Origin of the sequence: Streptomyces sp. NPDC053541 (assembly GCF_044544705.1) — a bacterium.
GTDB lineage: Bacteria > Actinomycetota > Actinomycetes > Streptomycetales > Streptomycetaceae > Streptomyces.
In genome coordinates this window covers 84,408-109,955 of the sequence record NZ_JBITXM010000005.1, presented here as the reverse complement: position 1 = coordinate 109,955, position 25,548 = coordinate 84,408, and the positions used below count along the sequence as shown (strand labels likewise).

Sequence of the window (25,548 nt, the reverse complement as noted above, 5' to 3'; positions counted from 1 at the left end):
CTCTCAGGACCGGCCGGAGCCGGGCCGGTTGCCGTCGGAGAGCAGCTCGTCGAAGAGCGACCGGTAGTGGACCATCGCCCCGCGCAGCTGCTCGGTGGTGGCCCGGTGGTCCGCGCTCAGCCGGTCGACCTCGTGGGCCGCCCGATAGTGCTCCAGGGTCTTCCCGTGCTCCACGGACAAGTCCCTGGCCTGCTGCTCGAAGTCTTCGGTGGGGTACCCGCGCTCGCGCATGAGGGCGGTCACCAGCCGGTCCGCGTCGTGCACGGCGGACTCCGGGCGGTCGACGAACTGCTCCTGCACCCCGCGCCACTCGCGGGCGTAGCGGTCCCTGAGGCCGGGGTCGAGCGGCCGGATGTCGAGGGACTCGTGGCGCTCCTGGCGCTTGCCGAGCTCGTACTCGGCCGCCCGGCGCCCGCCCGCCTCGTCGACCGCGCGGTCGTACTCGGGACCGAAGCGCTCCCGCAGCCGGCGCCGTCTGCGCCGGTCCAGGAAGATCGCCAGCGCGATCAGGACGATCACCACCGCCACCGGGATGACGATGGCCAGAAGTGTTCCTGTGGACATGGCCGGGCCCCCTTGGCTCTGTCGGGTCCTCGCGTCCCGCGGCTGCCCGCCGAACGGCGGGCGAAACCGCGCCCGGCGCGAATGAAGCCTCCGGGACCGGTCACACGCAGGCCGAAGAGCCCCGTCGCACACGGCAGGAGGCCGACCATGAGCAACCCCCAGGGACCCGAACAGCGGCGCAGCGGCAAGGGCGGCGCCACACCGCAGGAGAGCGCGGAGCTCAAGGCCCGCCAGACCGGCGAGCCCCGACGCGGCGGCGGCCGGCCGCACGGCACCGACAAGGGCCGGCGCGGCGGCGGCGAGGGCGGCGGAACCCCTCCCGACCAGCGGGAGCGGCACGGCAAGGACACGTGAGCGGCCCCGCCGACGGGCCACCGGCGCGCGCCGGTGGCCCGGTCCGCGCCCGGTGCCCCGTCGGCGGTCACCGGCCTGTGCCGGTGGTCCGGTCCGTGCCCGGATGCCCGCAGTCCGGCGGGGTAGGCGCCCGTCGAGCGGCCGACCACCGGCTCCGGCCGTGCAGGAGGTGAGCCCGATGACCATCCCGAGCAACCCCGACCCGGACCCCCGCAGGACCCCGGGACTCGACCGGGGCGGCGGCGTGCCCCCGGGCGAGACGCCGCCCGCCGAGACCGGCACCGGCACCGGAACGGGCCCGCACCGCCCGCCGAAGCGCGGCTGGGCGGGCGGACCGCTGCTGGTCGTCGTGATCGTCGTCCTCGTCTGCGCCGCGTTCTTCGCCGCGTACGGGATCGTCCTGGCGGTCCGTTAGACGGACGTCCGCCGGCCCGGCTACGGAACGGTCAGCACGATCTTGCCGGCCGTGCGCTCCGTCTCGCCCAGGGCGTGGGCCCCGGCCGCCTCGGCCAGCGGGAAGACCGCCGCCACGTGGGCGCGCAGGGAACCGGCGGCGACCAGGTCGGCGACGGCGTTCATGCCGGCGTGGTCGGCCTCCACGAGGAGGGTCTCGACCCTGACCCCGCGGGCCGCGGCCTTCGCGGCCTCCTCGGGGTCGGTGCCGGGCAGGATCGACACCAGGACGCCGCCGGGGCGCAGGACGTCGAGCGAGCGGCTGCGGGTGTCGCCGGACAGCGGGTCGAGCACCACGTCGACGTCCCGGACGACGTCGCGGAAGTCGGTCGTGCGGTAGTCGACGACCTCGTCGGCGCCGAGCGACCGCACGAAGTCGTGCTTGGGGGCGCTCGCGGTGCCGATGACGTACGCGCCGCGCGACTTGGCGATCTGGACGGCGAGGTGGCCCACCCCGCCGGCGGCGGCATGGATCAGGACGCGCTGCCCGGCGCCGACGGCGGCGGTGTCCACCAGCGCCTGGTGGGCGGTGAGGGCGGCGAGCGGCAGGGCGCCGGCCTGGACGTGGTCGATGCCGGCGGGCTTGCGCGCGAAGGCGCGCGCCGGGCCGGTGACGTACTCGGCGTGCGAGCCGACGCCGTGCGGGTAGGGCAGCATCCCGAAGACCTCGTCGCCGGGCTTGAACAGCGTGACGCCGAAGCCGACGGCCTCGACGACGCCGGAGACGTCCCAGCCGAGGACCAGGGGCAGGCGGTCGAGGAAGAGCCCGGCGGCGCGGTGCTTCCAGTCGGTGGGGTTGACGCCGGCGGCGCGGACGGCGACGAGGACCTGGCCGGGGCCGGGCGTGGGGCGGGGCAGGGTCACCTCGGTGAGGACCTCGGGGGTGCCGTGGGTGTCCTGGCTGATGGCGCGCATGGTGGTGGCATTCGTCATGGGCACCAGCCTCGCCGCCGGGCCCCGCCCCGTACCATGGCATGAATGCCAACTTCCGACGGGATCGTGCCATGACCACCGCCACCACCGCGCCCGCCGCCGTCCACCGTGTGGTCGTCCTCGCCCTGGACGGCACCTATCCCTTCGAACTCGGCATCCCCAGCCGGGTCTTCGGCGCGCTCCAGGACCGCTACGAGGTGCTGACCTGCTCGGTCGACGGCGGGCCCGTGGTCACCAACGCCGACTTCTCGGTCACGGTGGGGCACGGCCCCGAGGTGCTCGCGACGGCGGACACCGTGCTGCTGCCGCCCTTCGACATCTCCCGGCTCTCGCGCACGCTGCCGCCGGGCGTCGGCGAGGCGCTGGCGACCGTACGGCCCGGGACGCGGATCGTGTCGATCTGCACGGGCGCCTTCGTCCTCGCGGCCGCGGGGCTGCTCGACGGGCGGCCCGCCACCACCCACTGGGCGGTGGCCGCGGTCTTCCGCTCCTGGTACCCGGAGGTCGCGCTCGACCCGGACGTGCTGTTCGTCGACGACGGCGACGTGCTGACCTCGGCCGGCGCCGCCTCGGGCGTCGACGTCTGCCTGCACCTCGTGCGGCGGGACCACGGTGCCGCCGTCGCCAACCAGGTGGCCAGGGCCTGCGTCGTACCGCCCTGGCGGGACGGCGGGCAGGCCCAGTACATCGAGCACCCCGTGCCGCCGCCGTCCGGCAACGGCACCTCGGCCACCCGCCAGTGGGCGCTGGAGCACCTGGACGAGCCGCTGACCCTGGCGCGCCTCGCCGGGCACGCCCGGATGAGCCTGCGCACCTTCGCGCGCCGCTTCGGCGAGGAGGTCGGCACGAGCCCGGGGCGCTGGCTGATCCAGCAGCGCGTCGTCCGCGCCCAGCACCTCCTGGAGACCACCGACCTCTCCGTCGACGACATCGCGGGCCGGGTCGGCTTCGCCACCGGCACCTCCCTGCGCGAGCACCTGCACGCCGCCATCGGCGTCTCGCCGATGGCCTACCGGCGCACCTTCCGCGGGGCGGCCGTTCCGGCGGGCTGAGCCGCCGCGCCCCCTGCGTAGGATCGGCGCATGCTCGATGTGCGCCGTCTCCACCTGCTGCGCGAACTGCACCGGCGCGGCACCATCGCGGCCGTCGCCGAGGCGCTCAGCTTCACCGCCTCCGCGGTCTCCCAGCAGTTGAGCGTGCTGGAGCGCGAGGCGGGGGTGGCGCTGCTGGAACGGAGCGGACGGCGGGTGGTGCTCACGCCCGCCGGCCGCGGCCTCGTCGCGCACGCCGACGCCGTCCTGGAACGCCTCGAGCGGGCGAACGCCGAACTGGCGGTGGCGCGCGACGGCCTCGGCGGGCCGCTGCGCATCGGCACCTTCCCCTCGGGCGGCCCCGAGATCGTGCCCGCCACCCTGGCCGTGCTGGCCCGGCGGCACCCCGCCCTGGAACCGATGGTGCAGGAGATCGACTCGGCGCGGGTCTCCGACGGTCTGCGCGCCGGCGAGCTCGACGTGGCGCTCGTCCACGACTACGACTTCGTCCCGGCGGCCCCCGACACCACCGTCGACCAGGTGCCCCTCCTTGAGGAGCCGATGTACCTGGCCACCGGCGGGACTCCGGAGACCGCCGCGCCCGATGCCGGCGGCACGCTCGCCGAGCTGCTCGGCCCCTGGGCCGCCTCCCCCTGGATCACCGCCCGGGACGGCACGACCGGGCACGCCATGGCCGTACGCGCCTGCCAGGCGGCCGGATTCCAGCCCCGCATCCGCCACCGGGTCAACGACTTCCGTACGGTCCTGGGCCTGGCCGCCATCGGCCAGGGCGCCGGATTCGTCCCGGAGATGGCCGCCCGGCGCGCCCCCGAGGGCGTCGTCCTCACCCGACTGCCCCTCTTCCGGCGTTCGCGGCTCGCCTTCCGCGCGGGCGGCGGCGCCCACCCGGCCGTCGCGGCGTTCGTGGCGGCGGCGCGTACGGCCGTCGATGCTTCGGGCGACGGCGACGGCGACGGCGGTCCGCCGGACCGGCTCAGCGGGCGGTCGTGACCGCGGCGGGCTCCCACACGAACCCGTCGGGATCGGTGAAGGAGGCCGCGCCGTCGCCGCCGAGCGCGATCCGGTGCGACCCGCTGCCGTCGGCCGGCACTCCGACGTCCTTGGCCAGTGCCCGGCGGCCGTACAGGGCGAGCGTCACGCCGCTCCCGGAGCCGGCGAACTCGACGTACTTGCGCCCGAAGCTCCGCGCCACGACGAGGCCCCGCCCGACGTAGAACTCCTTGGTCGCGGCCACGTCCCCCGCTCCCAGGAGGAGCACCACTCGCTCGACGCGGCCGGTGGCGGGGCCGGTGTCCTTCTTCGCGGAGGACGCGAACTTCCAGACGGTGCCGTCCGGGGCCCGCACGACGCCGCCGTAGCCCCAGAACGACTTCGTGGCCGGCTTGAGGACGGTGGCTCCGGCGTCGGCCGCCGCGCCGACGAGCGCCCGCACGTCCGCGGGCTGCGCCACGGTGAGGGAGACCGCGAAGCCGCGGAATCCCTCGGACGGCTCGTCGGTGGCGGCCCGCAGGCGGACGTGGGCAGCGAGCCCGGAGGCCGTGTAGAAGGCTTCGGCCGCCGTCGGGTCGGCCACTTCGAGGGTGAGGAGTGCGAGAGAGGTCATGCCCACGACGCTAGGCGCGCAGGGCCCCGCGGGGCTTCTCGAATCCTGACCGATCGCCCCCGGGGCCCGGGGCCGTGCCCGAGGAGCGCCTCACAAACCGAGGGCCCGGGACGCGAGTTCGGTGCCGCGCAGGCGGGCCTCGACCTTGGTGAAGGCGCGGTCGCGGGGGTGAAGGTGTCGCCCCTGCCGGGGCAGACGGGGGTTGACGCGGCCCCGGCGAGCCCGCCGGGGCCGGGGACTACTCGCAGGTGACCTTGTCGCGCGGGGTGTAGTGGGTGTCGAAGGTCTCCCGCTTGACCTCCTTGCCGCCGTTCTTGAAGACCCGGTCGACCTGGATGTCGAAGCCCTCCAGGGGTTCCTGCACCTCGCACTTGTCGGCGAGCCTGCCCTTGCGCTCGCCGGGCGGCGTGATGTTGGTGCGCGGGCCCGCGACCGCCTCGACCGAGTCGTACTTCTTCGTGCCGAGGAAGCTCACCGTCACCGACGAGTCCGTCGAGCTCGCCTTGATGTAGATCGGCTTGCCCGTGTCGTTGCGGAACTTCAGGTCCAGCGTGCCCCAGGCCACCGTGGCCTCGCGGCCGGCCGGGTAGCGCTCGATGTAGAAGGAGTGCGCGCCGTGCTCGACCGGCTGGACGCCGGCGAAGAAGAGCGCGTTGTAGACGGTGGTCGCGACAGCCGAGACCCCGCCGCCGGGCGCCTTCTGGTACTGGCCGTCCATGATCATCGTGCCGTCGACGAAGCCGTTCGCCTCGGTGCGCTCGCCGACGGTGCGGTTGAAGCTCCACACCTCGCCGGGCTGCACGAAGGAGCCGTTGATCAGCTCGACCGCGCGGCCGATGTTGGTGGTGCGGTAGGGCGCGGTCGGGAAGTTCACCGTGAAGGTCGACATCTGCTCGGTGATGCCGAGCCGGGCCAGGGAGTCCGCGGACACCTTGGGCCGCGTCTCGGTGGTGTCGACCGCGGCGGTACGGGCGGCGGCGCCCTGCCGGGTGAGCAGCGGTTCCACGGCGCGGCCGAGGGCGGCCGGGGAGACCTGGCGGCCGGGGCGGCCGTCGCGCTCCACCACGACCTTGCCGTCCCGCACGCCGAGGCGGGCCTCGACCGGGCCGCCGGTGAAGGCGTGCAGCGGACGGGCCACGTCCGGGTCGCGGATCAGCGAGCTCGCGTCCAGGGCCGGGGTGAGCCGGCCGTTCTCGGCCTTGACGTCCAGGTGGTCGCCGAGCGTGGTGGGGGCGATCGACAGGCGCTTGTCGCCCGAGGTGAGGGTGACGGGGCCGGACATCGCCGGGTCGGCGAACTCCTTGACGAAGCGGGAGACCTCGGCGGCGCCCACCTTCGGGTGGGTCACCGAGACCGGCAGCGCCACGGGAGCCGCCGCGCTGCCGCCCGCGCCGGGGTAGGCGGCGCGCAGCGTCTCGACGGCCTTGTCGGTGTCGAGGGCGCGCCCGTCCCGGGCCTGGGTGACGACCGGCCTGCCGTCCTCGAAGGAGACGGCGCCCTCGCGGACGGCGCGGTCCTGCTGCTTCGCGGTGGCGGCGAGCGCCGCCCTGGCCTTCGTACCGTCGAAGGCGACCACCGGGGCGATGTCCCGGCTGCCCGAGGAGAAGAGCCGGCCGATCACCGTGACCGGATCGCGGGACGGGTCGGCCGCCCGGTCGGCGGTGGCGGCCACGTCGATGGTGAGGCCGGCCGCGGCAGGGTCGACGGTGGTCGTGGTGTCGCCGACGGCGACCCGGACGGGGTCCTTCCACGCGGCGGGAGCGGCGGCGGTGAGACGGGCGGCGGCCTCGGCGCGGCTCAGGCCGCCGATGTCGATGCCGTCGACCCGGGTGCCCGCGGAGATGTCGTCCCCGGTCACGGCCAGGGCCGCCACGTACAGTCCGCCGGCGACGGCGGCGACCACGCCGGTCGCGATCGCCGCCTTGCGTATGTGGCCGCGGCGCCCGTTCGGTGCCGCGGCGGCGTGGTCGGTCGTGGAGCGGCGCACACACCCTCCCGGTGCGGTGAGGAAGTCAGGGGGAACCCCCGGTGGGACGCCGCCGACCACTGCCGCAACCGGAACCTGCCGGAGCCGTGGCCGGGCGTCCCCCGCACGGGGGCCTTCCTCGACGGTACGCCCAACCGGGTGAAAGATCCAGATAGTCCCTTTCGTTCCTTCGGTGACACTCCTCTCATTCCGGTGGAACTAAGGTGGACCGGTGTCCACGCCCCCCACTGGTCCCCAGTCCGTCGACCGCGCGCTCGCCCTGCTCGACGCCGTCGCCGACGCCGACCGGCCCGTCGGGGCCAAGGCGCTGGCCCGGACCCTGGGGTGCGCCCTGTCGACCGTCTACCACCTGACCGGGCCGCTGATCGCCCGCGGGCACCTGGCCCGCACCCCGGACGGCTACGTGCCCGGGCCGCGCGTGCCCGCCCTGCACCGCGCCTACCAGCGGCACCACGGGCTCGGCGGGCCGGTCGCCGAGCTCCTCGGTCATCTGCGCCGCACCGCCGGCGCCGAGGCGTACTTCACCGCGTACCGCGACGGCCGGATCACCGTCGTCGACACCACCGCCCCGGTCACCGACACCGCGCACCCCTTCGCGCCCGGCCCCGAGCCCCGCGCGCACGCCACCGCGCACGGCAAGGCGCTGCTCGCCGAGCTGCCCCGGGCCGCCCGCCGCCGCTATCTCGACGCGCACGGCATGGCCCGCTTCACCGAGCGCACGATCACCAGCCCCGAGCGCTTCGAGGCCGAGCTGGCCCGGGTGCGCGAGGGCCGCTTCGCCGTCTCGGTGGGGGAGGCGGACCCCGCGTACACCTGTCTGGCCACCGCCCTGCCGCTCCCGCCCGCCGAGGACGGCGTCGTGCACGCGCTCTCCCTGTCGCTGCCCACCGCCGACTTCCGGCGCCGCCACGGCGAGCTGCGCTCCGCCCTGGCCCGCGCCGTACCCCTCTTCACCGCCGCCCTGCCCCACCCGCCCGCGGCCGGCCCGCCGGGCCCGTTTCCGACCCTGCCGGAATCCTGAACCGCACGAGTGGCCACGCGCCCGGCCGCGCCGCACGATGAGCGCATGATCTTCATCGCCGTACGTTTCACCGTCCGCCCCGAGTTCGCCGACGGCTGGCTCGACCGCGTCGCCGACTTCACCCGCGCCACCCGCGAGGAGCCCGGCAACCTCTTCTTCGACTGGTCGCGCAGCGTCGACGACCCGAACAGGTTCGTCCTCCTCGAGGCCTTCGCCGACGCCGCGGCCGGCGCCGCGCACGTCGAGTCCGAGCACTTCAAGGCCGGTCTGGCCACCATGGCCGAGGCCATCGCCGCCACCCCCGAGATCATCAACGTCGAGGTGCCGCAGCAGGGCTGGGGCGCCATGGCCGAGCTCGCGCGCTGACCACGGGCCCCGTTCCGCGGGTGCGGCGCCCCGCCGCACCCGCGACACTGGACTGATACGACCTCCCGTCGGATGGGGGCGTGCACCATGCCGCTGCGAGGACAGCCGTCCGGGGCACTGCGCCGCTGGACCACCCTCTACCTGCTGTTCGTCGCCGTCGTGTCCGTCGCCTACCTCCAGATCCCGTCCCGGCACACCGTGCTGTGGGCGCTCATCGGACTCAGCGGGGTCGCCGCCATCCTCACCGGGGTACGGCTGCACCGGCCCGCGCGCCGCTGGCCCTGGCTGGTGCTCGCCGCCGCCAACCTCACCTTCGTCAGCGGCGACACCGCCTACAACGCCCTGGAGAGCTTCTTCCACCAGGACCGGCCCTTCCCCTCCGTGGCCGACGCCTTCTACCTCGTCACCTATCCGCTGTTCGCCCTCGGGCTCTACGGATTCATCCGGCGCCGCGCCGCCGGCCGCGACCTGGCGGTCGCCCTCGACGCGCTGATCCTGACCTCGGGCCTGGCCCTGCTGTCCTGGGTCTACCTGATCACCCCGCTCGCCAACTCGCCCGACATGACGTGGACCGAGCGCGTGATCTCCATCGCCTATCCGCTCGGCGACGTCCTGATGCTCGCCATGCTGGCCCGGCTGCTCGTCCCCGGCGGACTGCGCTCCCGCAGCGTGCAGCTGCTCACCCTCGGGACCTGCGGCATCCTCTTCTCCGACGTCGCCTACGGCATCCAGCAGATCAACGGCACCTGGCAGGTCGGCACCCCGTGGGACCTCGGCTGGGTGGTGTTCTTCACCGCCTGGGGGCTGGCCGCCCTCGACCCCTCGATGACCGGCCTCACCGAACTCGCGCCCGAACCGCCGCCCGGGGTCGCCCAGCGGCGCGTGGCCCTGCTCGCGCTCGCCTCGCTGATCGCCCCCGCGCTGCTGCTCTTCCAGTCGCTGCGCGCCGACCCCGACCGGGACATCGGGGTCATCGCGATCTTCTGCGCCCTGATGTTCGGGCTCGTCCTGATCCGGCTGGCGGGCATCATGGCCGAGCACCGCAGGGCCGAGGCCCGCGAGCGCAGCCTCCGCGTCGCCGCCGCCTCCCTGGTCGCCGCGCTCAGCCCGCGCGAGGTCGCCGCCGCCGTCGAGACGGCCACCGCCACCCTCTTCGGCCCCGACACCCCGCACCACACCATGCTGCTCGCCCGCGACCGGCGCGGCCGGCTGACCGCCGTGCCCACCGGCCGGCGCCCCTGGAACGTGCAGACCGCCGAACTGGCCGGCCCCGGCGGGCCCGCCTGGCCGGAACTCCTCGCCCCCGGCAGCCGCAGGCTGCCCGCCGAACGCCTCGCGCCCGGGCTCGCCGCCGCCATCGCCCCCGAGACCCACGTCCTGCTCTGCCCGCTCGCCCTCCAGGCCCCGGCCGCCGGCGAACCGCTGCTCGGCGCGCTGCTGCTGGCCGGCACCGAGAAGAAACTCGGCGAGATCGCCGGCCCCGCCCAGTCCCTCGCCTCCCAGGCCGCACTCGCCCTGGAGCGCTTCGGCCTGAGCGAGGAGGTCAGCCGGCGCACCAGCGAGGCCTACTTCCGCACCCTCGTGCACAACACCTCGGACGTCATCCTGATCGTCGACGACGACGACACCGTCCGCTACGCCAGCCCCTCCGCGGAGAACATGTTCGGGCACTCCCTGCTGCCCGGCACCCCGCTCACCGAACTCCTCGCCCCCGGCGACGGCGCCAGCGCCCTGCGGATCCTGGCCGACGTGCGCACCCACGGCAACCTCGACGCCCGCGACGACTGGAAACTCGTGCACGGCGGCGCCACCGACCTGGAGGTCGAGGTCCGGTGCAGCAACCTGCGCGCCGAACAGACCGTCCACGGCCTCGTGCTGACCCTCCGCGACGTCACCGAACAGCGCAAACTGGAGCGGGAGCTCACCCACCGCGCCTTCCACGACTCGCTCACCGGACTGCCCAACCGGGTCCTGCTGCTCGAACGCATCGAGCGCGCCCTGCTGCGCGGCCGCCGCGAATCCACCCTCACCTGCATGCTCTTCGTCGACCTCGACGACTTCAAGGTCGTCAACGACACCATGGGCCACTCCGTCGGCGACGAACTCCTCGTCGCCGTCGCCCGCCGGCTCACCGCCGTGCTGCGCCTGACCGACACCGCCGCCCGGCTCGGCGGCGACGAGTTCGCCGTGCTCATCGAGGGCGCCCGCGACCCCGGCGACGCCGACGCGCTCGCCGCCGAGATCGTGCACACCCTCAGCCAGCCCTTCCACCTCACCGACGGCGCCGTCTCCGTCTCCACCAGCGTCGGCGTCGCCACCGTCCTCGACAGCGCGCACGCCGAGGAGCTCCTCGGCCACGCCGACCTCGCGCTCTACGCCGCCAAGGCCGCCGGCAAGAAGCGCTGGCGGCGCTTCCGGCCCGAGCTGCACTCGCGGCTCGTCGCCCGGCACGAACTGCAGGCCGGCATGGACACCGCCATCGCCGACCACGCCTTCGCGCTGCGCTACCAGCCCATCGTGCAGGTCGACGACGCCGCCCTGGCGGGCTTCGAGGCCCTGATCCGCTGGCCGCACGCCCGCCGCGGCATGGTGCCGCCCGACCAGTTCATCTCCCTCGCCGAGGAGAGCGGCCACATCATGCCGCTCGGCGCCTGGGTGCTCGACCACGCCGCCCGCGACATCTCCCGGTGGCAGTGCGCCGACCCCCGCACCCCGCCGCTGCGCGCCAGCGTAAACGTCTCCGCCCGCCAGTTCCGCGACCCCGGGCTGCTCGACGTGGTCCGCCGCACCCTGCGCTCCTCCGGACTCGCCCCCGGCTCGCTGGTCCTGGAGCTCACCGAGTCGGTGCTGATGCACGGCGACGAGCAGATCGGCACCACCATGCGGGCCCTGAAGGACCTCGGCGTGTCCATCGCCATCGACGACTTCGGCACCGGCTTCTCCTCGCTCAGCTATCTGCGCGAGTTCCCCATCGACCTGCTCAAGGTCGACAAGACCTTCATCGACGACATCACCACCGACGGACAGCAGGTGGCCCTGGTCGAGGGCATCGTCCGGATCGCCGAGGTGCTCGGCCTCCAGGTCGTCGCCGAGGGCATCGAGAACGAGGACCAGCGCGCCCTGCTCGCCGACATGGGCTGCCGCTACGGCCAGGGCTTCCTCTTCGCCCGGCCCCTGACCGCCCGCCAGGCCGAGACCTTCCTGCACCGCGCTCCCGACCGGCCGGCCCGCACCGCCCGCACGGTGCGCGCCGCGCGGGCCGCCCGGCAGGCCCGTACCGAAGCGCCCGCGAGCCCCGCACGGCCCGCACCCGCCCCCGCCGCCGGCCGCGCCGCCCCGGCCGGGCACGCCGCCGCCCGGGCCGCCCGGTCCGACCTGCGCTGGCGCGACCTGGAACGGCTCAAGCGCACCAGCCCGATGTGCGACGCCGTCATCGACGCCGTCGAGGGACGCCGGCTGCGGGTCGGCGACCACTGGCTGGTCGACTTCGCCTCCTGCAACTACCTGGGCTTCGACCTCGACCCCGAGATCATGGCCGCGATCGAGCCGCAGGTACGCGCCTGGGGCACCCACCCCAGCTGGTCCCGGCTCATCGGCAGCCCCCGCCTCTACCCGCGCATCGAGGAACGCCTCACCGCCCTCCTCGGCGCCCCCGACACCCTGCTGCTGCCCACCATCACCCTCATCCACCAGTCCGTCATCCCGCTGCTCGCCGCCGGCGGCGAGCTCTTCGTCGAGGCCACCGCCCACCGCACCATCTACGACGGCTGCGTCGTCGCCCGCGGCCAGGGCGCCCGGCTGCACCGCTTCCCCGGCGACCGGCCCTGGGAGCTCGACACCCTGCTCCGCGAGACCCCCGCCGGCGCCTCCCGGCTGGTCTGCATGGACGGGGTCAACAGCATGACCGGCAACTTCCCCGACCTGCCCGGCATCGCCCGGATCTGCCGCGCCCACGGCGCCCTGCTCTACGTGGACGACGCGCACGGCTTCGGCGTCATCGGCGAACGCGGCCCCGACGAGACCAGCCCCTACGGCTCGCGCGGCAACAGCCTGGTCCGGCACCTCGGCGAGAGCTACGACGGCATCGTCCTGGTCGGCGGCTTCTCCAAGGCGTACTCCTCGCTGCTCGCCTTCCTCGCCGTGCCGCGCCGCCTCAAGGACCACCTCAAGGTGGCCGCCGCCCCCTACCTGTACTCCGGGCCGTCCCCGACCGCCTCGCTCGCCACCACCCTGGCCGGCCTGGACGTCAACGAGCGGCGCGGCGACGCGATCCGCGCCGACCTGCACCGCAAGACCGCCCGCGTCCTCGACCACGTCCGCGGCCTCGGCATCGCCACCCCCAACACCGACGGCCTGCCCATCGTGGAGATCCCGCTCGGCGACGCCGCCGACCTGGAGGCCGTCGCCGACCACCTCTGGCGGCAGGGCATCTACGTCACCCTCGCCAGCTATCCGCTGGTGCCGCGCGACCGGGTCGGCTTCCGGATCCAGATCACCGCCGCCAACACCGACGAGGAGATCGACCAGCTCAACCACGCCCTCACCGCGCTCTCCCGCCGCTTCGCCCTCCAGCGGCAGCTCCCCGCCCGCCCCGGCGCCGTCCGGGCCGGCCCGCCCCCGGAGGCCCGGTGACCGAGCGGCACACCGCCGTGCGCCGCAACCGCGACGCGGACTGGGACGCCTGGCCCGTCGCCGCCTACCTGGCCGAGAACTACCGCCGGATCCACCCCTGCGACCGGGGCGTCATCCACCACCACTCCGTCTTCTACCGGCAGTTCCGGCCCGGCTCCCTGGCCCGCACCCTGGAACTCGGCGCCGGACCCAACCTCTACCCGCTGATGCTCGCCGCCGGCGCCAGCCGGCACATCGACGCCCTCGAACCCGGCGCCGCCGGCCTCGCCTACCTCCGCGACCAGCTCGCCCACGGCCCCGACGACAGCTGGCAGTCCTTCTACGCCCTCTGCCGGGCCCTCGACCCTTCGCTGCCCGCCACCCTCGCCGAGGCCCTGACCCGCGTCCACGTACTGCCCGGGCACGCCGACTGCCTGCCCGAAGGGCGCTACGACGCCGCCTCGATGAACTTCGTCGCCGAGAGCGTCACCGAGGACCGCGCCGAGTTCACCGCCCTGTGCGACACCTTCGTCCGCGCCGTCCGCCCCGGCGGCGCCCTGGTCGCCTCCTTCATGGAACACATGCCGAGCTACCGCATCGGCACCGGCCCCGTCTGGCCCGCCTGCCCGGTCGACGAGGCCGCGCTGCGCGCCGTGTTCACCCCCCGCACCACCGGTCTGCGGATCTCCCGGCTCGCCAAGGACCGCACCCTGCCCGAGTACGGGGACACCGGCATCCTGCTCCTCACGGCCCGGCGGCCCGCGGCCTGACCATCGCCGCGTACTCCGCGAGCGACGAACCCGGCGTCCCGTCGTACAGGTTGTGGTCGAAGGCCCACATCAGATCGCCGAGCCCGCACGCGTCGAACTGGCGGAAGGCCCTCGTCATCACCCCCGGCCCGTACGCCGCCACCTGCTGGCCCGCGCTCTCCCCGTCGATCCGGTCGAAGCCCTCCGCCCGGGCCACCGCCACCACGTAACGGGCCGACGACCAGGACCGCAGCGTGGCGTCCGGGGCCGCCCCCACCCGCCGCGCGTCCTCCGCCCGGCACCCGTTGTCCCGCGGCTCGCCCGTGCCGTCCACCAGGGCCGTGGTCACCACGTGCACCCGCTCCCCGTGGTCGAGCAGCCCGAGCGTGCGGAAGAAGCCCACGCCCCGGCCCACCAGCCCGATCGACCGGGTGCCGACCAGCCGGCCGGCGACCGCCGCCGCCCGGTCGGACGGATAGAAACCGGCCCCCGGCACCAGCACCTTCACCGGCCCCGTGTGCCCCAGCTCCGCCAGCAGCGCGATCTCCCAGTTCACCGCGTCGGCCAGCGCGCCCAGATACCAGTCGTACCAGCGGGCCACCCGGTCCTCGGTGAACGGTGCCCCGCGGTACGTGCGCTCCCCGGGCCGCCAGCCCGGGTACGGGCTCGCCGCCTGGGCGTGCCGGTCGTACGCCCAGAACTCGCCGGTGTCCCGCCCGTCCGACACCGCCCGCGGATACGCGAACTCGCCGTTCTCGTCGATCCCCAGCCGGATCGCCCACACCCGGTCGAGCCCGATCCGCTCGCCCACCCGCCGGACGTACGCGGCGACCTCGCCCCGCACCGGATCGCTGAACACCACGTTGGGCACCGCCGTGCTGCGCTCGCCGAACTGGTTCACCCACACCGAGTCCGGATGGGCCTCGGCCAGCCACTCGGGCGGATGGTTCAGCCCGAGGCCCGCCTCCACCCGCAGCCCCGCGTCCAGGAAGGCCCGCAGCCGGTCCCGCACCTCACGCGCGTACCCCTCGTCGTACACCCCCCGCTCCGGCTCGAACCGCCCCCAGTCCACCTGGAGATGCGCGATCCTCAGCCCCCGCGCGTACTCCCCGGCGGCCCGCTCCGGCGCGGTCTGCAGCGCGCCGAACGCGTGCGGGCCCGGATCCCGCCCGTCCCGCCCCAGCGTCCCGAACGCCGCCGCCACCAGCGTCAGCAGCGCGAGCACGAAGGCCGACCCGAACAGCGCCGCCCGGTGCGGCGGCCACGGCCGGCGTGCCCGGGACCCGCCCGCCCGCCTCACGACAGCAGCTCCCGGTACAGCGCCGCGTACCGCGCGGCGAACCGCTCCGGACCGAACCGGTCCTCCACCGCCGCCCGGCCCCGCTCCGCCAGCACGTCCCAGGACCGCGGCTGGTCCAGCAGCCACACCAGCTGCTGCCCGGTGCGCCGGGCGTCGCCCGCCGGGGCCCGCAGCACCGCGTTGCCGAAGTCCGCGAACTGAGGCAGGTCGCTGAGGATCGCCGGCCGCCCGGTGGCCAGCGCCTGCAGCACCGTCAGCGGGATGTCCGCCTTCCCGCCGATCGACTGCGGCGGGAACAGCAGCACGTGCGCCGCGGCCAGCAGACCGGGCATGTCGTCCACGTAGCCCCGCACCTCGACGTCCCGCAGCCCCGCCGCCCCGGCCCGCTCGCGCAGCGCCTCCTCAAGGGCGTGCCGGTCCTGCCCCGGCCGCCCGCGCATCGCCAGCACCAGCTGGAACACCGCCCCCGACCGGGCCGCCTCGGCCGCCGCGTCGATCGCGACCTCCGCGCCGCCCTGCGGGTCGTGGTGCCCCGCGTACAGCACCAGCGGAAGGCCGGCCGGCCGCGGCCTCGACGGCCAGTGCTCCAGCGGGATCATCGGCGGGATCACCCGCACGTCCCCGAAGTCCGCGGCCCGCAGCCGCCGCGCCATCGACTCCGACAGTGCCACCGTCGTGCCCAGCGGCCGGGTGCGGACCAGCAGCCCCGGATCCATCACGCCCGGCACCGTGTGCACCACCGGCCGCGCCCCGAGCAGCAGCGGCCGCAACCACGAGAAGGCCGGGAAGGTCCGGCCGATCGTCAGGAAGGCGTGCACCAGGTCGCAGCGCCGGGCCTGCACCGCCCCCGCCAACGCCGACTGCACCCGCTCCGGCACGTGCGGCACGCCGTCCCGGGACAGGATCCGCACCGGACGCCCGCCGTGCCCGGCCGGCGGCGGCCGGCCGCGCCGGTGCGGCCACTGCGCGAACCAGGTGAACTCCACGTCGGGCAGCGCCCCGAGCACGTCCGAGGCCAGCCGCACGTCGGCGCCGTCCGCCCCGTCCAGCGGACTGCTGGTCAGGAGCAGGACGCGCGGCCGGCGCGGGGTGGTGCTCATCGCGGACCGCCCGCCGGCACCGGCCCCGGCGGCGGCAGCTCGTACAGTGCCAGCGTGCCGTAGGTGTGCCCGTCCACGGCGAACAGCAGCCGGGCGTCCCGGGTCAGCCGCCGCACCTCGGCCGGCGTGGTCCGGCCGTAGCCCTGGTCGATCACCTTCCACGGCACGATCGCGTACCGCGCCCCGTGCGCCGCCCGCTCGCCCGGCGAGACCCAGTTCCCCAGCCGGTAGCTGTCCGCGAAGGTCCAGTAGGTGACGCCCCGGGTGCGGGCCCCGTCGACCGTGACGATGCCGCTGCCCGCCGGGACGTGCGCCCGCAGATAGGCGTCGAGCCGCACGAAGCCGTCGTCCGGGGTGCCGCGCTCCCGGGCGTACACCACCGTCGGCATCGCGAGCACCGCGACCAGCCCGGCGATCACCGTGCCGCGCAGCGCCGGCCGCCCGCGCGGCACCGGCACCGTCACCGCGAGCGCCACCAGGTTCGGCACGAACAGCAGGTACAGCGCCTGCTCCTCCAGCGTGCCGATGCCCAGCGCATAGCCCAGGGTGACGATCGCCGAGGCGTGGAACAGCGCGAGCAGCCGGTACACCGGCTCGCGCCGGCGCAGCAGCAGGAACAGCGCCACCGGGGTCAGCGACAGCAGCAGGTACGTGGTGGCGTAGCCCGGCAGTTCGGCCGCGAGCCGCCCGGTCAGCGAGGGCGTGCCCGGCGCGTTGAAACCGGTCTCCTGCACGATCCCGAGCAGCCGGCGCAGCCCGTACGTCTTCTCGTCCCAGAACTCCGCGCCGTGCCCGAAGCCCGCCACCAGCGCCACGTACACCCCGTACGGCACGACCGCCGCGCCCAGCGCCGCCGCCGTCAGCCGGCGCGGCATGCCCCAGCCCAGGGCCAGTGCCGCGAGCAGCGGAAGCACCGTGATCAGCGCCGAGTGGTCCTTCGTCAGCACCGCGAGCCCGAGCAGCAGCCCGCCGCACAGCGCACGGGCCCGGGCGTGCGGCGGCGGCCCGGTCCGGCACAGCGGCACCAGGACGAGGAAGCCCGCGAGCACCCACACCAGGGTCCCGGTCTCCAGGAGCACCCGGTTGTTCTGCCGGATGCAGAACTGGTCCAGGGCGAACAGGAGTCCGGCGACCAGCCCCGCCGGACGCGAGCGGATCCGCGCCACCAGCGCCACGAGGAACGCCGCCGTCACACCCGCGAGCAGCGCGTTCAGGACGCGCAGCGAGTGCACCTCGGCGATGACGTCCTGATGGCTGCCGAACAGCTTCATCCAGCCCGCCTCCAGATAGAAGAAGCCGGGCGGATGCAGGAAGAACAGGCCCTCGGAGGTGCCGGGGAAGCCGCCGCGGGCGGCGCTGCGGCCCAGCTCCTGGTAGATCACCTCGTCCACGAACACGTCCCCGGCCCGGCCGATGTTCACCAGCCGCAGCGCCACCGTGAGGACCGCCGCGCCCAGCGCGCACACCACCGTCGGCACCGGACGGCGCCGCCGGCGCGGCGGGACGGCCGGGGGCCCGGGCGGCTCCTGCGCCCGGTCGGCGGCGGGGACGGCGGAGGCACCGGAGACGCTCATGACCCACCTCCCGGCGACGGGTCCGGGACGCCCGCGCCACCGGACGGCGCCGCCCCGGACGGCAGCAGATAGACCTCGGGGACGCGCGGCACCACCCCGTCCGGGAACAGCGCCCCCACCTGCGTCCGGTACCCCCGCACCAGCTCGGCCTTGGCGTCGAGGCCGCCCCCGAACGACGCCTCCCGCGCGCCGAGCGGGCCGGTGAACCGCGGATCGGCGGCGGACCGCAGGTTGTAGGGGAAGTCGCTGTAGTAGACGGCCGGCAGGCCGCTCAGCGCGGCGGCCGTGCGCACCAGGACGTGGTCCGCGTGCCCGCCCACGCCCAGCGGCGCGAGGAGCACGCCCTGCCCGGGCGGCAGCAGCTCCCGCACCGTGTCCGTCACCCGGCGCACCGTCTCCGCGTCCCGCGCCGCCACCCGGCCGCGCGCCAGGTGCAGCCGGTACGTGGGATACACGTGCCCCAGCTCGGGCAGCAGCCGGGCCGCCCGCCGCCGCCAGCGCGCCGGCTCCGGGTCGCGGCGGAACAGGCCGTCCACGAAGCCCGCGTGGAAGCGGGCCACACCGAGCCGCCCGAGCACCGCCCGGTCCTCGGCGCGCCGCTCCGCATACAGCTCCTCCGCGTCCACCGCGCCGGTCTGCCGCAGGAACTGACGGGCCGACAGGGTGTGGGGCGGGGGCGAGGCCTCCGTGAACACCGTCATCACGGTCACCGGCGCCCGCCCCGCGAGGCGGTCGAGCAGCGCGCCGCAGGACAGCACGGCGTCGTCCGGGTGCGGCGAGAGCACCAGCACCTCACCGGACCCGGCGAGCGCGAGCACCGCGGCCGGCACCGACGGCGCGGGAGCCGCGGGCGTGGCCGGCCGGACCGGCGGGGTCAGGGGGCGGTCTGCCATGGCACTCTCCTGTCCTTCCGCGGCCGCCGCGCCCCGGTGGGGCCCTCCACCAGCCGGCGGGTCAGCGCCAGATAGCGGCCCGTCATCTCGTCCCAGGTGTAGTGCTGCGCGGCCAGACCGGCCTGCCGGCCGAGCCGGCCGCGCAGCGCCGGATCGGCCGCCAGCTCCCGCATCCGCTCCCCGAACGCCACCGTGTCGAACGGCGCCACGGCCACGTCCCCGCCGCCGCGCATCCAGCGCAGCGCCGGAAGGTCGAAGTGCAGCACCGGCTTCCCGTACGCCATCCCCTCCAGCGCCACCAGACCGAAGGTCTCGTGCCGTGAGGGCAGCACCACGAACGCGCTCTCCCGCAGCAGCCGCCGCTTCAGCTCCTCGTCCGCCCAGCCCACCAGCCGCACCCCGGGACCGTGCCCGGCGAGCAGCTGCCCCAGCCGGCGCTCCTCGGCCGGGGTACCGCCGCCGGCCAGCACCAGCTCCATCGGCGGCCGGGCCGAGGCGTAGGCGTCGAGCAGCAGGTCGATTCCCTTGCTCCAGACGTCGATCCGCCCGAGGAAGAGGATCGTGTTCCCGTCCCCCAGCTTGGCGTCGTCGAGCTGCCGCTGCTCCACCCCGTTGGCGATCACCTGCACGTCGGCCCGCGGACTGAGCCGCCGCACCGCCGAGGCGTCCGCCTCGTTCAGCACCACGATGTGCCGGTAGCAGCGCAGCCCGACCCGCTCCACCAGGAAGAACGGCAGGTGATAGCGGCGCCACAGGGCCTCCGCGCTGCGCCCCTGGTCGATGCCGACCACCGGCGCGCGCGACACCAGCGGCAGGAAGCTCGTGGAGAACGGCGGGGTGAAGGACTCCAGCCACACGTCGTGCGGGATCCGCCGCGCCACGAACGGCAGCAGGCCGAGGAACAGCAGCTGCCCGGCGCGCGGCCCGGCCCGGCACACCGGCAGGCGCACATAGCGGATCCCGTGCCGCCGCACGCTCCCGCCGGACCGCCCCGCCGTCACCACCGTGACCTCGTAGTGCTCGGCCAGCCGCCGGGCCAGCTTCTCCACCACCAGCGCCCCGCCGCCCCGGTAGTCGGTGTTCTCCGCGTCGTCGTAGATCGACACCACGACCCGCCGGCGGCGCTGCGGACCGGCCGGCCGGGGCCCCGGCCCCACCACGCCGAGGACCTGTTCCAGGGCCGCGCCCGCGAGCCGTGCCGGCGGCTCCTCGCCGTCGATCCGCACCACCCGGGGCAGCCGGGCCGCCCAGCCGAGGTGCCGGGCCCACCACGCGGCGGGGGAGCCGGCCCCGGACTCCCAGCCCCGCCCGGCCAGGGTGCCGGGCAGGGTCTCCGGCAGCAGCGTCAGGTCGTAGCGCCCGGCGATCCGGACGTAGCGCCGGGCCGCGCCCCGGTCCGCCGGCAGCCCGAACTTCACCAGTCCGTCCAGCGGCCCCCGGTCGGTCAGCACGACCACCGGCCGTCCTCGGGCCACCAGCGAGACGGCCCGCCGTGCCAGCGCGATCCGCAGGCCGAGCTCGCCCGCGTCGAGGTGCGCGTGGGCCCGGCGGAACCACGGTCCCCGGCGCTCGGGACGCGCGGTCCGCCGGCCCCGCCCGCCCGCCCCCGTCCCGCCCGGCTCCCCCTCTTCCCTCACCCGCGGGGGAACCGGGAACATCCGGCACAGCACGCAGCCGTAGCAGTGGACGGTCGCCACGGCGAAGCCCCGCTGCCGCAGCAGCCCGGCGAGCGCCCGCACCAGCGAGGACTTCCCCGTGTGGTCGGGCCCGGACACCGCGACGAGCAGCGGGGGCCGCGGCCCGGCCTCCCGGCCGGTGTCGGGGGGAGCGCCGTTCACGAACCTGGTCATGGCTCCCGCCTCCGTACGCGCTTGGCCACCACGAGCGGCACCCGCAGCGAGGCCTCCCGGGCCGCGGTCCGCACCCGGCCCCGGCCGAGCAGATGGCCCGAGTGCTCCGCGCCGACCCGCAGCGAGGTGCCCACCGGCAGCGGCACCGGCAGCGGCACCGGCTCGCCGCGGTCCAGCCGCCCCATCGCGTCCACCGCGACGGCGAGGGCCCGCCCGCCGCCGCCCGCCCAGCCCTCCCGGGCCGCCTCCCGGCGGGCCTCGGCGAGCACGGCGGGGCCCAGCAGCTCGCGAAGGGCGAGGAGTTCGGACAGGTCGAGCGTGAGGTTCTGGAAGAGGGCGTGGGCCAGCCAGATCCGCAGCCGGTCGGCGGGACAGGGCACGAGCCACGCGGCGGAGCCCTCCCCGTCGGCCCCGTGGCCGTTCGGGGGCACGGCCGGGCGGGCCCGGGCGAACAGGCGGTCGGTGGGCACCACCGGGATCCCGAACCAGGAGACGGCGGTGTGCAGATGGGCCGCCGGTCCGCTCGCCGGATCGAGCAGCACCTTGGTGGAGCGCTCCAGCCAGTACGACTCGCGGCGCACGTACCAGCCCGCGAGCGCGCGCTGGGCCTGCCGCCAGGATCCGGTGGGCACCACCAGGTCGAAGTTGCCGTACACGTAGTCGCCCGACAGGTTCGCCTTGATCAGCACGGCCGGGATGCCCGCGGCCCGCAGCCGGGTGGTCGACTCGGTCAGGTTGCGCCGGAACAGCCCGGTCGCCGCCGCCACCTCGGCGCGGGTGGCGGCCAGCCGCTCCGGGTACGCGCGGGCGAGGACGCCCTCGACCTGGTTGCGCCGGGCCACCGCGAGCGCGCCGAGCAGCTCGGCGTCGGTGGCGGGCCCCGGCCGGCCGCGCCACACCGCGTCCACCAGGAGCCGCAGCGCGCGCGCCTCGTCGGCCGGCGGTCCGGACCGGGCGGGCGGTACGGGGACGGGCGGGCGGCCCGGGGCCGGATCAGCGGCCCGGCCCTCGCCGGCCGGCACGCCCCGGCCCGGTTCGCTGCGGTGCCCGAAGAACCACCACAGCGCGCCGCAGGCGACGCCCACGGCGGCGCACAGCCACGCCACGGGCAGCGGCCGCAGCAGAGCGAGGACGCCGGCGAGGAGGCCCGCGAGGACCAGGAATGCCATTGGCCGCCCGCCGGGGTGCTCGCCCGGCGCGCCGAAGCCGTGCCGGTGGGCGTGGCGCACCGCGAGGAGCAGCAGGGCCGTCACGGTGCCGCACATGCCGCCGACCGCCATGCCGAGGACACCGGCCGCCGACCAGCCGGCCGCGAGCCCGGTCACGTACAGCGCGAGCCCGGTGAGCAGCGTGGACAGGCAGGCGTAGTCGTTGACCGCCTGGCAGAAGGTCACGAGCAGGGCGAACGCGCCGAGGGCCAGGCCGGTGACGGCGGTCAGCGCGAGCAGCGTGCCGACCTGGGCGTAACCGGCCGGGAACACCCGGTCGAGGACGGCCTGCGGCACGGTCGCGGCCACGGCCGTCAGGGGCACGGCCACCGTCAGGTACATGCGCAGCGCGTCGCCGGCCAGCGGGGTGCCGGCCCGGCGGCGGGACAGCGCGGGCAGGAAGGCCACGGAGACGGCGCCCGCGAGGAACAGCGGCACCCGGCCCAGCATCACGGCGGCCTGGTAACTCGCCGCCGAGGCACGGTCGGTGGGCAGCACCGCCACCAGGATCACGTCGACCGCCGCCATCACGGCCACCACGCCCTGGAGCGAGGCGACGCCGACCGCCCGCCGCCACAGGGTCCGGTCGGCCGTCGTGGAGAGCCAGGCCCGGGGCCGGCCGCCGTGGAAGCGGCGCGGCCGGAAGAAGGCGTACGGCAGGACGGCGACCGCGAAGGCCGCCAGCGCGCCGGTCGGCCCGAGGCCGAGCACGGCGACGAAGAACAGGCCCACGGCCAGCTTGAGCACCGCCTCCGTGGTGGTGAGCAGACCGAGGGTGCGCAGGCGTTCGGTGCCCTGCAGCCAGCCGGAGCTGACCCGGGTCACGTAGATCAGGAAGGTCGCGACGGCGACGGCCGCGGTGGTGCCCGCCCCGGCGAACCGGGCGGCGACCGCGCCCACCACCAGGCCGGCGACCAGCCCGCCCGCGAGCCCGGTGACGATCGCGAAGCGCACCGCCTCGGCCCGCTCGGCCTCCGACCGCGCCCGCGCCAGCGCCTGCGCCAGCATCCACGGCACGGTCACCACGGCCACCGCCGCCGCGCACACCACCAGCCCCTGCCCGGCCGCGAACACCGCGTACGCCCCGACGTCGAGCAGTCGCGTGAGCGCCAGCGCGTACCCGTAGTTCAGCACCCCGACGAGCACCGCCCCGGTCGCGACCCAGCGCGCCCCGCGCACCGCCGTGACCTCGTCGGGCAGCACCTCGGCCCGCGGCGCGAGCGCCGCCCCGGCCCTCATGACCCCGCCTCCGGCGACGGCACGGGGGCCTGGTGGGCGGCGGGCCCCGCCAGCTGGGCAGGCGGGGGGCCCGCCTCCGTGACGCGCCGGGAGGGTCCGCCCACCAGGACGTCCCGGGCGCCGGCCAGGGAGAGGGTGGCGTCGTGGACGCCGAGGCGGGCCAGGGCCGTGAGGGCCTGGAGTTCGTCGCAGCCGTGGAGGAGGACCTGGAAGGCGTCGCCCTCGCGGTGCCAGGCGTCGGTCTGGCGCAGGGCCGCGGCGGCGGCCCGTTCGGTGGCGTCGGCGTCCGCGGGGGTGAACCGGCCGAGGACGGCGAGGTCGTTGGCGCTGCGGCGGGAGCGGCGGTGCCGGTGCACCCGGCGGAGCTCCTCCAGGATCACCTCGGCGAGCCGTTCCGCGCTGGCGTCCCAGGAGAACGCCGCGGCCCAGGCGCGGCAGCGCGCCGCCGTCAGCTCGCGGGCCGCCGGGTCGGCGAGTTCGGCGAGGGCGGCGGCCACGCCGTCCGCGAGGTCGGCCGACGGGTCGAGCAGCCGCCCGTTCACGCCGGGCTGGATCGCGTCGCGCAGGCCGGGCACGTCGTAGGCGAGGGCGGGCGTGCCGACCGCGTTCGCCTCGATCACGGTCAGTCCCCACCCCTCGGCCGCCGAGGGCACCACGGTCAGCCACGCCCGGTGGAACAGCTCCGCGCGCCGCGCGTCGCTCACGTGCCCGTGGAAGGTGACGGCGGAGGTGACCCCGAGCGTGCCGGCCAGTTCGCGCAGCGCGGGCAGTTCGGGCCCGTCGCCGCACAGGTCGAGCCGCAGCTCCGGGAACCGGCGCAGCAGCGCGGGCAGCGCCCGCAGCAGCAGGTCCACCCGCTTCTGCGGGACCAGCCGGCTGACGACGGTGAGCGCGGGCGTGTCGCTGCGCGCCCCGGCGGGCTCCGCCGGCACCCCGGCGGGGCTGCCGTTGGGCACGATGTGCAGCGGGTTGCCGAGGCCGAGTTCGCGGCGGGCGCCCTCCCGCGTGGACGGGGACACCACGACGATCGGACGGCCCCGGTACACCCGCCGGCTGACCTGCTTCTCCAGGAGCCGGCCCACGGTGCTCAGCGGCCGCCGGAACCGCACGTCGAACTGGCGCTGGTGCACGTGGTGGATGACGCACAGGTCGGCGGTCCAGCGCGGGGTGAAGAGCGGCGAGAAGAACGGGATGCCGTTCTGGAAGTCGACGACGGCGTCGTACGCGTGCCGGTTGCGCAGCAGGTGCGCGGCGGCCGCCGGGTACACGCCGAAGGCGCCGCCGGCGCGCACGATCCGCAGGCCGTCGCGGTACTCGCGGGCCGGCGCGCCGGGGTAGCGGGCGGACACGAAGGTGACGTGCGCGCCGGCCGCCGAGAACCGGCGGGCGATCTCGTGCGCGTACGCCTCGGCGCCGCCGGCCTGCGGATGCCACGGGTCGCGCCAGTTCAGGAACGCGATGTCGAGCGGCGCGATCCGGGCCAGCGCGCCGCCCGCCGGGGGAGGGGCGGCGGGGAAGCGGGCCGAGGCGGCGGTCACGGTGCTCACCGGTCCAGCGAGATGCGCAGCAGGTCGGCCATGGACCGCAGCCCGTCGCGGCGCGCCGAGAAGGTGGACCCGGCCCGGTCGGTCCAGTCGACCGGCACCTCCACCACGTCCCGGCCGGCCCTGACGACATGGGCGAGGAGCTCGACGTCGAAGGCGAAGCCGTCGACGTGGCAGTCGCGGACGATCTCCCGCGCGAGCGGGCCGGGGAAGAACTTGAACCCGCACTGGGTGTCGGCGACGTCCGGCAGCGTCAGGTGCGCGAGCGTACGGAACAGCGCGCCGCCGCCGCGCCGCAGGACGCCCTGCGCGACGGCCAGATGGGCGCCGGGGGCGTGCCGGGAGGCGATCACGGCCCCGTGGCCCGCGCGCAGCAGCTCCATCACCCGGTCCAGGGTCTCGACGGGCGTGGCGTTGTCGGCGTCGGCGAAGCCGATGTACGCCGCGGACGAGGTCGCGATGCCGCGCCGCACGGCCGCGCCCTTGCCGCGGTCGCCGCAGCCGATGACGTGCAGGCCGACGGCCCGCCCGAGCGCCGAGTCCGCGAACCGGTCGAGGCAGTCGGGGGTGCCGTCGACGCTGTTGTTGTCGACCACGACCACGGCCGAGGACCAGGGGCGGCGGGCGAGGAAGCGCAGTGTCGCGGCGACGGTCGCGGGCAGCCGCTCGCGCTCGTTGAAGGCCGGGATGAGCAGTTCGAGTTCGACCGGCGGCCGGGTGAGCGAGCGGGGCAGCGGGGCAGCGGCGGGGGCGGTCGTCATCGCGCCTCGCCTCCTCGGGGGAAGGCGCGGCGCGCGGGCCGTGCGGGGGTTCGGGGGCCGCCGGGGCCGGGGCGGTGGGCCGCTGGGCCGGCCGGTCCGGCCGAGCGCCGGCGTCCGCCGCCGGTACGGGTGCGGACGGCGCGGCCGCGTCGGCGGCGAGGTGCTGTGCGGGGCCGGCGGACGGGGTGCCGGCGGCGGCAGGTCCGGGCCGCGTCACGCACCCGGTCCGAGGCACGCCGGGCGGGGTGGGCCGGGTGCGGGGCCGCGGTGCGGGCGCGGGCGGGGCGGCGGCAGGCCGCGGCGGAGGGCCAGTCGGTCACCCGGCGCAGCGGATGCGGAGCGGGTGCCACCGGTGCTCGGCTGATGGGGAGGGAGGTCATGACACG

20 protein-coding genes are annotated in these 25,548 nt (G+C 76.0%); 8 read left to right on the top strand and 12 right to left on the bottom strand.

Going from position 1 to position 25,548, the window contains the following annotated elements:
- Positions 1–3: 3 nt before the first annotated feature.
- Positions 4–564 (bottom strand): hypothetical protein, encoded by a 561-nt coding sequence (locus ACIGW2_RS14255; protein WP_361582436.1) that lies wholly within the window; start codon positions 562–564, stop codon positions 4–6.
- 147 nt (positions 565–711) lie between these two features.
- Here ACIGW2_RS14255 and ACIGW2_RS14250 point away from each other — a divergent pair, with 147 nt between their 5' ends.
- A complete protein-coding gene (locus ACIGW2_RS14250) occupies positions 712–918 on the top strand; it encodes a hypothetical protein (RefSeq protein WP_361582434.1) in 207 nt (68 codons plus the stop codon).
- Positions 919–1,096: 178 nt separating this feature from the next.
- On the top strand, positions 1,097–1,333 hold the full coding sequence (locus tag ACIGW2_RS14245; protein ID WP_391655051.1) for a DUF6480 family protein: 237 nt from the start codon (positions 1,097–1,099) through the stop codon (positions 1,331–1,333).
- 20 nt (positions 1,334–1,353) lie between these two features.
- Here the strand turns inward: ACIGW2_RS14245 and ACIGW2_RS14240 are convergent, their stop codons facing one another.
- Positions 1,354–2,286, bottom strand: a complete 933-nt coding sequence (locus ACIGW2_RS14240; RefSeq protein WP_391655127.1) for an NADP-dependent oxidoreductase — start codon at positions 2,284–2,286, stop codon at positions 1,354–1,356.
- 89 nt (positions 2,287–2,375) lie between these two features.
- Here ACIGW2_RS14240 and ACIGW2_RS14235 point away from each other — a divergent pair, with 89 nt between their 5' ends.
- Together ACIGW2_RS14235 and ACIGW2_RS14230 are read left to right on the top strand one after the other, a co-directional pair.
- Positions 2,376–3,356: a GlxA family transcriptional regulator gene (locus tag ACIGW2_RS14235; protein WP_399843708.1), complete on the top strand. Its 981-nt coding sequence runs from the start codon at positions 2,376–2,378 to the stop codon at positions 3,354–3,356.
- A gap of 30 nt (positions 3,357–3,386) precedes the next feature.
- The gene (locus ACIGW2_RS14230; protein WP_391655053.1) at positions 3,387–4,346 is read left to right on the top strand and encodes a LysR family transcriptional regulator; all 960 of its coding nucleotides are present in this window, start codon (positions 3,387–3,389) and stop codon (positions 4,344–4,346) included.
- Here the strand turns inward: ACIGW2_RS14230 and ACIGW2_RS14225 are convergent.
- A complete protein-coding gene (locus ACIGW2_RS14225) occupies positions 4,330–4,959 on the bottom strand; it encodes a glyoxalase (protein WP_399843705.1) in 630 nt (209 codons plus the stop codon). The two genes, ACIGW2_RS14230 and ACIGW2_RS14225, sit on opposite strands and share 17 nt — an antisense overlap.
- Before the next feature lie 238 nt (positions 4,960–5,197).
- Positions 5,198–6,946, bottom strand: coding sequence for a VanW family protein (locus tag ACIGW2_RS14220; RefSeq protein ID WP_399843702.1), 1,749 nt, complete (start codon positions 6,944–6,946; stop codon positions 5,198–5,200).
- Positions 6,947–7,157: 211 nt separating this feature from the next.
- Between ACIGW2_RS14220 and ACIGW2_RS14215 the strand changes: the two genes are divergently transcribed.
- The 4 genes from ACIGW2_RS14215 (at position 7,158) to ACIGW2_RS14200 (ending at position 13,714) form a co-directional block, all read left to right on the top strand.
- Positions 7,158–7,967 (top strand): IclR family transcriptional regulator, encoded by an 810-nt coding sequence (locus ACIGW2_RS14215; RefSeq protein ID WP_391655056.1) that lies wholly within the window; start codon positions 7,158–7,160, stop codon positions 7,965–7,967.
- A gap of 45 nt (positions 7,968–8,012) precedes the next feature.
- On the top strand, positions 8,013–8,333 hold the full coding sequence (locus ACIGW2_RS14210; protein WP_361582412.1) for a putative quinol monooxygenase: 321 nt from the start codon (positions 8,013–8,015) through the stop codon (positions 8,331–8,333).
- 87 nt (positions 8,334–8,420) lie between these two features.
- The gene (locus ACIGW2_RS14205; protein ID WP_399843700.1) at positions 8,421–12,965 is read left to right on the top strand and encodes an aminotransferase class I/II-fold pyridoxal phosphate-dependent enzyme; all 4,545 of its coding nucleotides are present in this window, start codon (positions 8,421–8,423) and stop codon (positions 12,963–12,965) included.
- The gene (locus ACIGW2_RS14200) at positions 12,962–13,714 is read left to right on the top strand and encodes a class I SAM-dependent methyltransferase (RefSeq protein WP_399843698.1); all 753 of its coding nucleotides are present in this window, start codon (positions 12,962–12,964) and stop codon (positions 13,712–13,714) included. Before ACIGW2_RS14205 ends, ACIGW2_RS14200 begins: the two co-directional genes overlap by 4 nt.
- Here ACIGW2_RS14200 and ACIGW2_RS14195 read toward each other — a convergent pair.
- The 8 genes from ACIGW2_RS14195 to ACIGW2_RS14160 all read right to left on the bottom strand — a co-directional run bounded on the left by ACIGW2_RS14195 (position 13,689) and on the right by ACIGW2_RS14160 (position 25,162).
- Positions 13,689–14,918, bottom strand: a complete 1,230-nt coding sequence (locus tag ACIGW2_RS14195) for a beta-galactosidase (protein WP_399843695.1) — start codon at positions 14,916–14,918, stop codon at positions 13,689–13,691. The two genes, ACIGW2_RS14200 and ACIGW2_RS14195, sit on opposite strands and share 26 nt — an antisense overlap.
- 71 nt (positions 14,919–14,989) lie before the next feature.
- Positions 14,990–16,093: a glycosyltransferase family 4 protein gene (locus tag ACIGW2_RS14190; RefSeq protein WP_399843693.1), complete on the bottom strand. Its 1,104-nt coding sequence runs from the start codon at positions 16,091–16,093 to the stop codon at positions 14,990–14,992.
- A complete protein-coding gene (locus ACIGW2_RS14185; RefSeq protein ID WP_399843690.1) occupies positions 16,090–17,667 on the bottom strand; it encodes an ArnT family glycosyltransferase in 1,578 nt (525 codons plus the stop codon). Before ACIGW2_RS14185 ends, ACIGW2_RS14190 begins: the two co-directional genes overlap by 4 nt.
- The gene (locus tag ACIGW2_RS14180; protein WP_399843687.1) at positions 17,664–18,560 is read right to left on the bottom strand and encodes a PIG-L deacetylase family protein; all 897 of its coding nucleotides are present in this window, start codon (positions 18,558–18,560) and stop codon (positions 17,664–17,666) included. The genes ACIGW2_RS14185 and ACIGW2_RS14180 overlap by 4 nt, the downstream gene beginning before the upstream one ends.
- Positions 18,542–20,410: a glycosyltransferase gene (locus ACIGW2_RS14175; protein ID WP_399843684.1), complete on the bottom strand. Its 1,869-nt coding sequence runs from the start codon at positions 20,408–20,410 to the stop codon at positions 18,542–18,544. Before ACIGW2_RS14175 ends, ACIGW2_RS14180 begins: the two co-directional genes overlap by 19 nt.
- The gene (locus ACIGW2_RS14170) at positions 20,407–22,857 is read right to left on the bottom strand and encodes a lipopolysaccharide biosynthesis protein (RefSeq protein ID WP_399843681.1); all 2,451 of its coding nucleotides are present in this window, start codon (positions 22,855–22,857) and stop codon (positions 20,407–20,409) included. Before ACIGW2_RS14170 ends, ACIGW2_RS14175 begins: the two co-directional genes overlap by 4 nt.
- Positions 22,854–24,404 (bottom strand): glycosyltransferase family 4 protein, encoded by a 1,551-nt coding sequence (locus ACIGW2_RS14165; RefSeq protein ID WP_399843677.1) that lies wholly within the window; start codon positions 24,402–24,404, stop codon positions 22,854–22,856. Before ACIGW2_RS14165 ends, ACIGW2_RS14170 begins: the two co-directional genes overlap by 4 nt.
- Positions 24,401–25,162 (bottom strand): glycosyltransferase, encoded by a 762-nt coding sequence (locus ACIGW2_RS14160; protein ID WP_361582383.1) that lies wholly within the window; start codon positions 25,160–25,162, stop codon positions 24,401–24,403. The genes ACIGW2_RS14165 and ACIGW2_RS14160 overlap by 4 nt, the downstream gene beginning before the upstream one ends.
- Positions 25,163–25,548: the final 386 nt, after the last annotated feature.

Coding starts and splice junctions, on each gene's coding strand:
- ACIGW2_RS14255 (WP_361582436.1), bottom strand. CDS start 564: ATGTCCACAGGAACACTTCTGGCCATCGTCATCCCGGTGGCGGTGGTG.
- ACIGW2_RS14250 (WP_361582434.1), top strand. CDS start 712: ATGAGCAACCCCCAGGGACCCGAACAGCGGCGCAGCGGCAAGGGCGGC.
- ACIGW2_RS14245 (WP_391655051.1), top strand. CDS start 1,097: ATGACCATCCCGAGCAACCCCGACCCGGACCCCCGCAGGACCCCGGGA.
- ACIGW2_RS14240 (WP_391655127.1), bottom strand. CDS start 2,286: ATGCGCGCCATCAGCCAGGACACCCACGGCACCCCCGAGGTCCTCACC.
- ACIGW2_RS14235 (WP_399843708.1), top strand. CDS start 2,376: ATGACCACCGCCACCACCGCGCCCGCCGCCGTCCACCGTGTGGTCGTC.
- ACIGW2_RS14230 (WP_391655053.1), top strand. CDS start 3,387: ATGCTCGATGTGCGCCGTCTCCACCTGCTGCGCGAACTGCACCGGCGC.
- ACIGW2_RS14225 (WP_399843705.1), bottom strand. CDS start 4,959: ATGACCTCTCTCGCACTCCTCACCCTCGAAGTGGCCGACCCGACGGCG.
- ACIGW2_RS14210 (WP_361582412.1), top strand. CDS start 8,013: ATGATCTTCATCGCCGTACGTTTCACCGTCCGCCCCGAGTTCGCCGAC.
- ACIGW2_RS14205 (WP_399843700.1), top strand. CDS start 8,421: ATGCCGCTGCGAGGACAGCCGTCCGGGGCACTGCGCCGCTGGACCACC.
- ACIGW2_RS14190 (WP_399843693.1), bottom strand. CDS start 16,093: ATGAGCACCACCCCGCGCCGGCCGCGCGTCCTGCTCCTGACCAGCAGT.
- ACIGW2_RS14185 (WP_399843690.1), bottom strand. CDS start 17,667: ATGAGCGTCTCCGGTGCCTCCGCCGTCCCCGCCGCCGACCGGGCGCAG.
- ACIGW2_RS14180 (WP_399843687.1), bottom strand. CDS start 18,560: ATGGCAGACCGCCCCCTGACCCCGCCGGTCCGGCCGGCCACGCCCGCG.
- ACIGW2_RS14175 (WP_399843684.1), bottom strand. CDS start 20,410: ATGACCAGGTTCGTGAACGGCGCTCCCCCCGACACCGGCCGGGAGGCC.
- ACIGW2_RS14170 (WP_399843681.1), bottom strand. CDS start 22,857: ATGAGGGCCGGGGCGGCGCTCGCGCCGCGGGCCGAGGTGCTGCCCGAC.
- ACIGW2_RS14160 (WP_361582383.1), bottom strand. CDS start 25,162: ATGACGACCGCCCCCGCCGCTGCCCCGCTGCCCCGCTCGCTCACCCGG.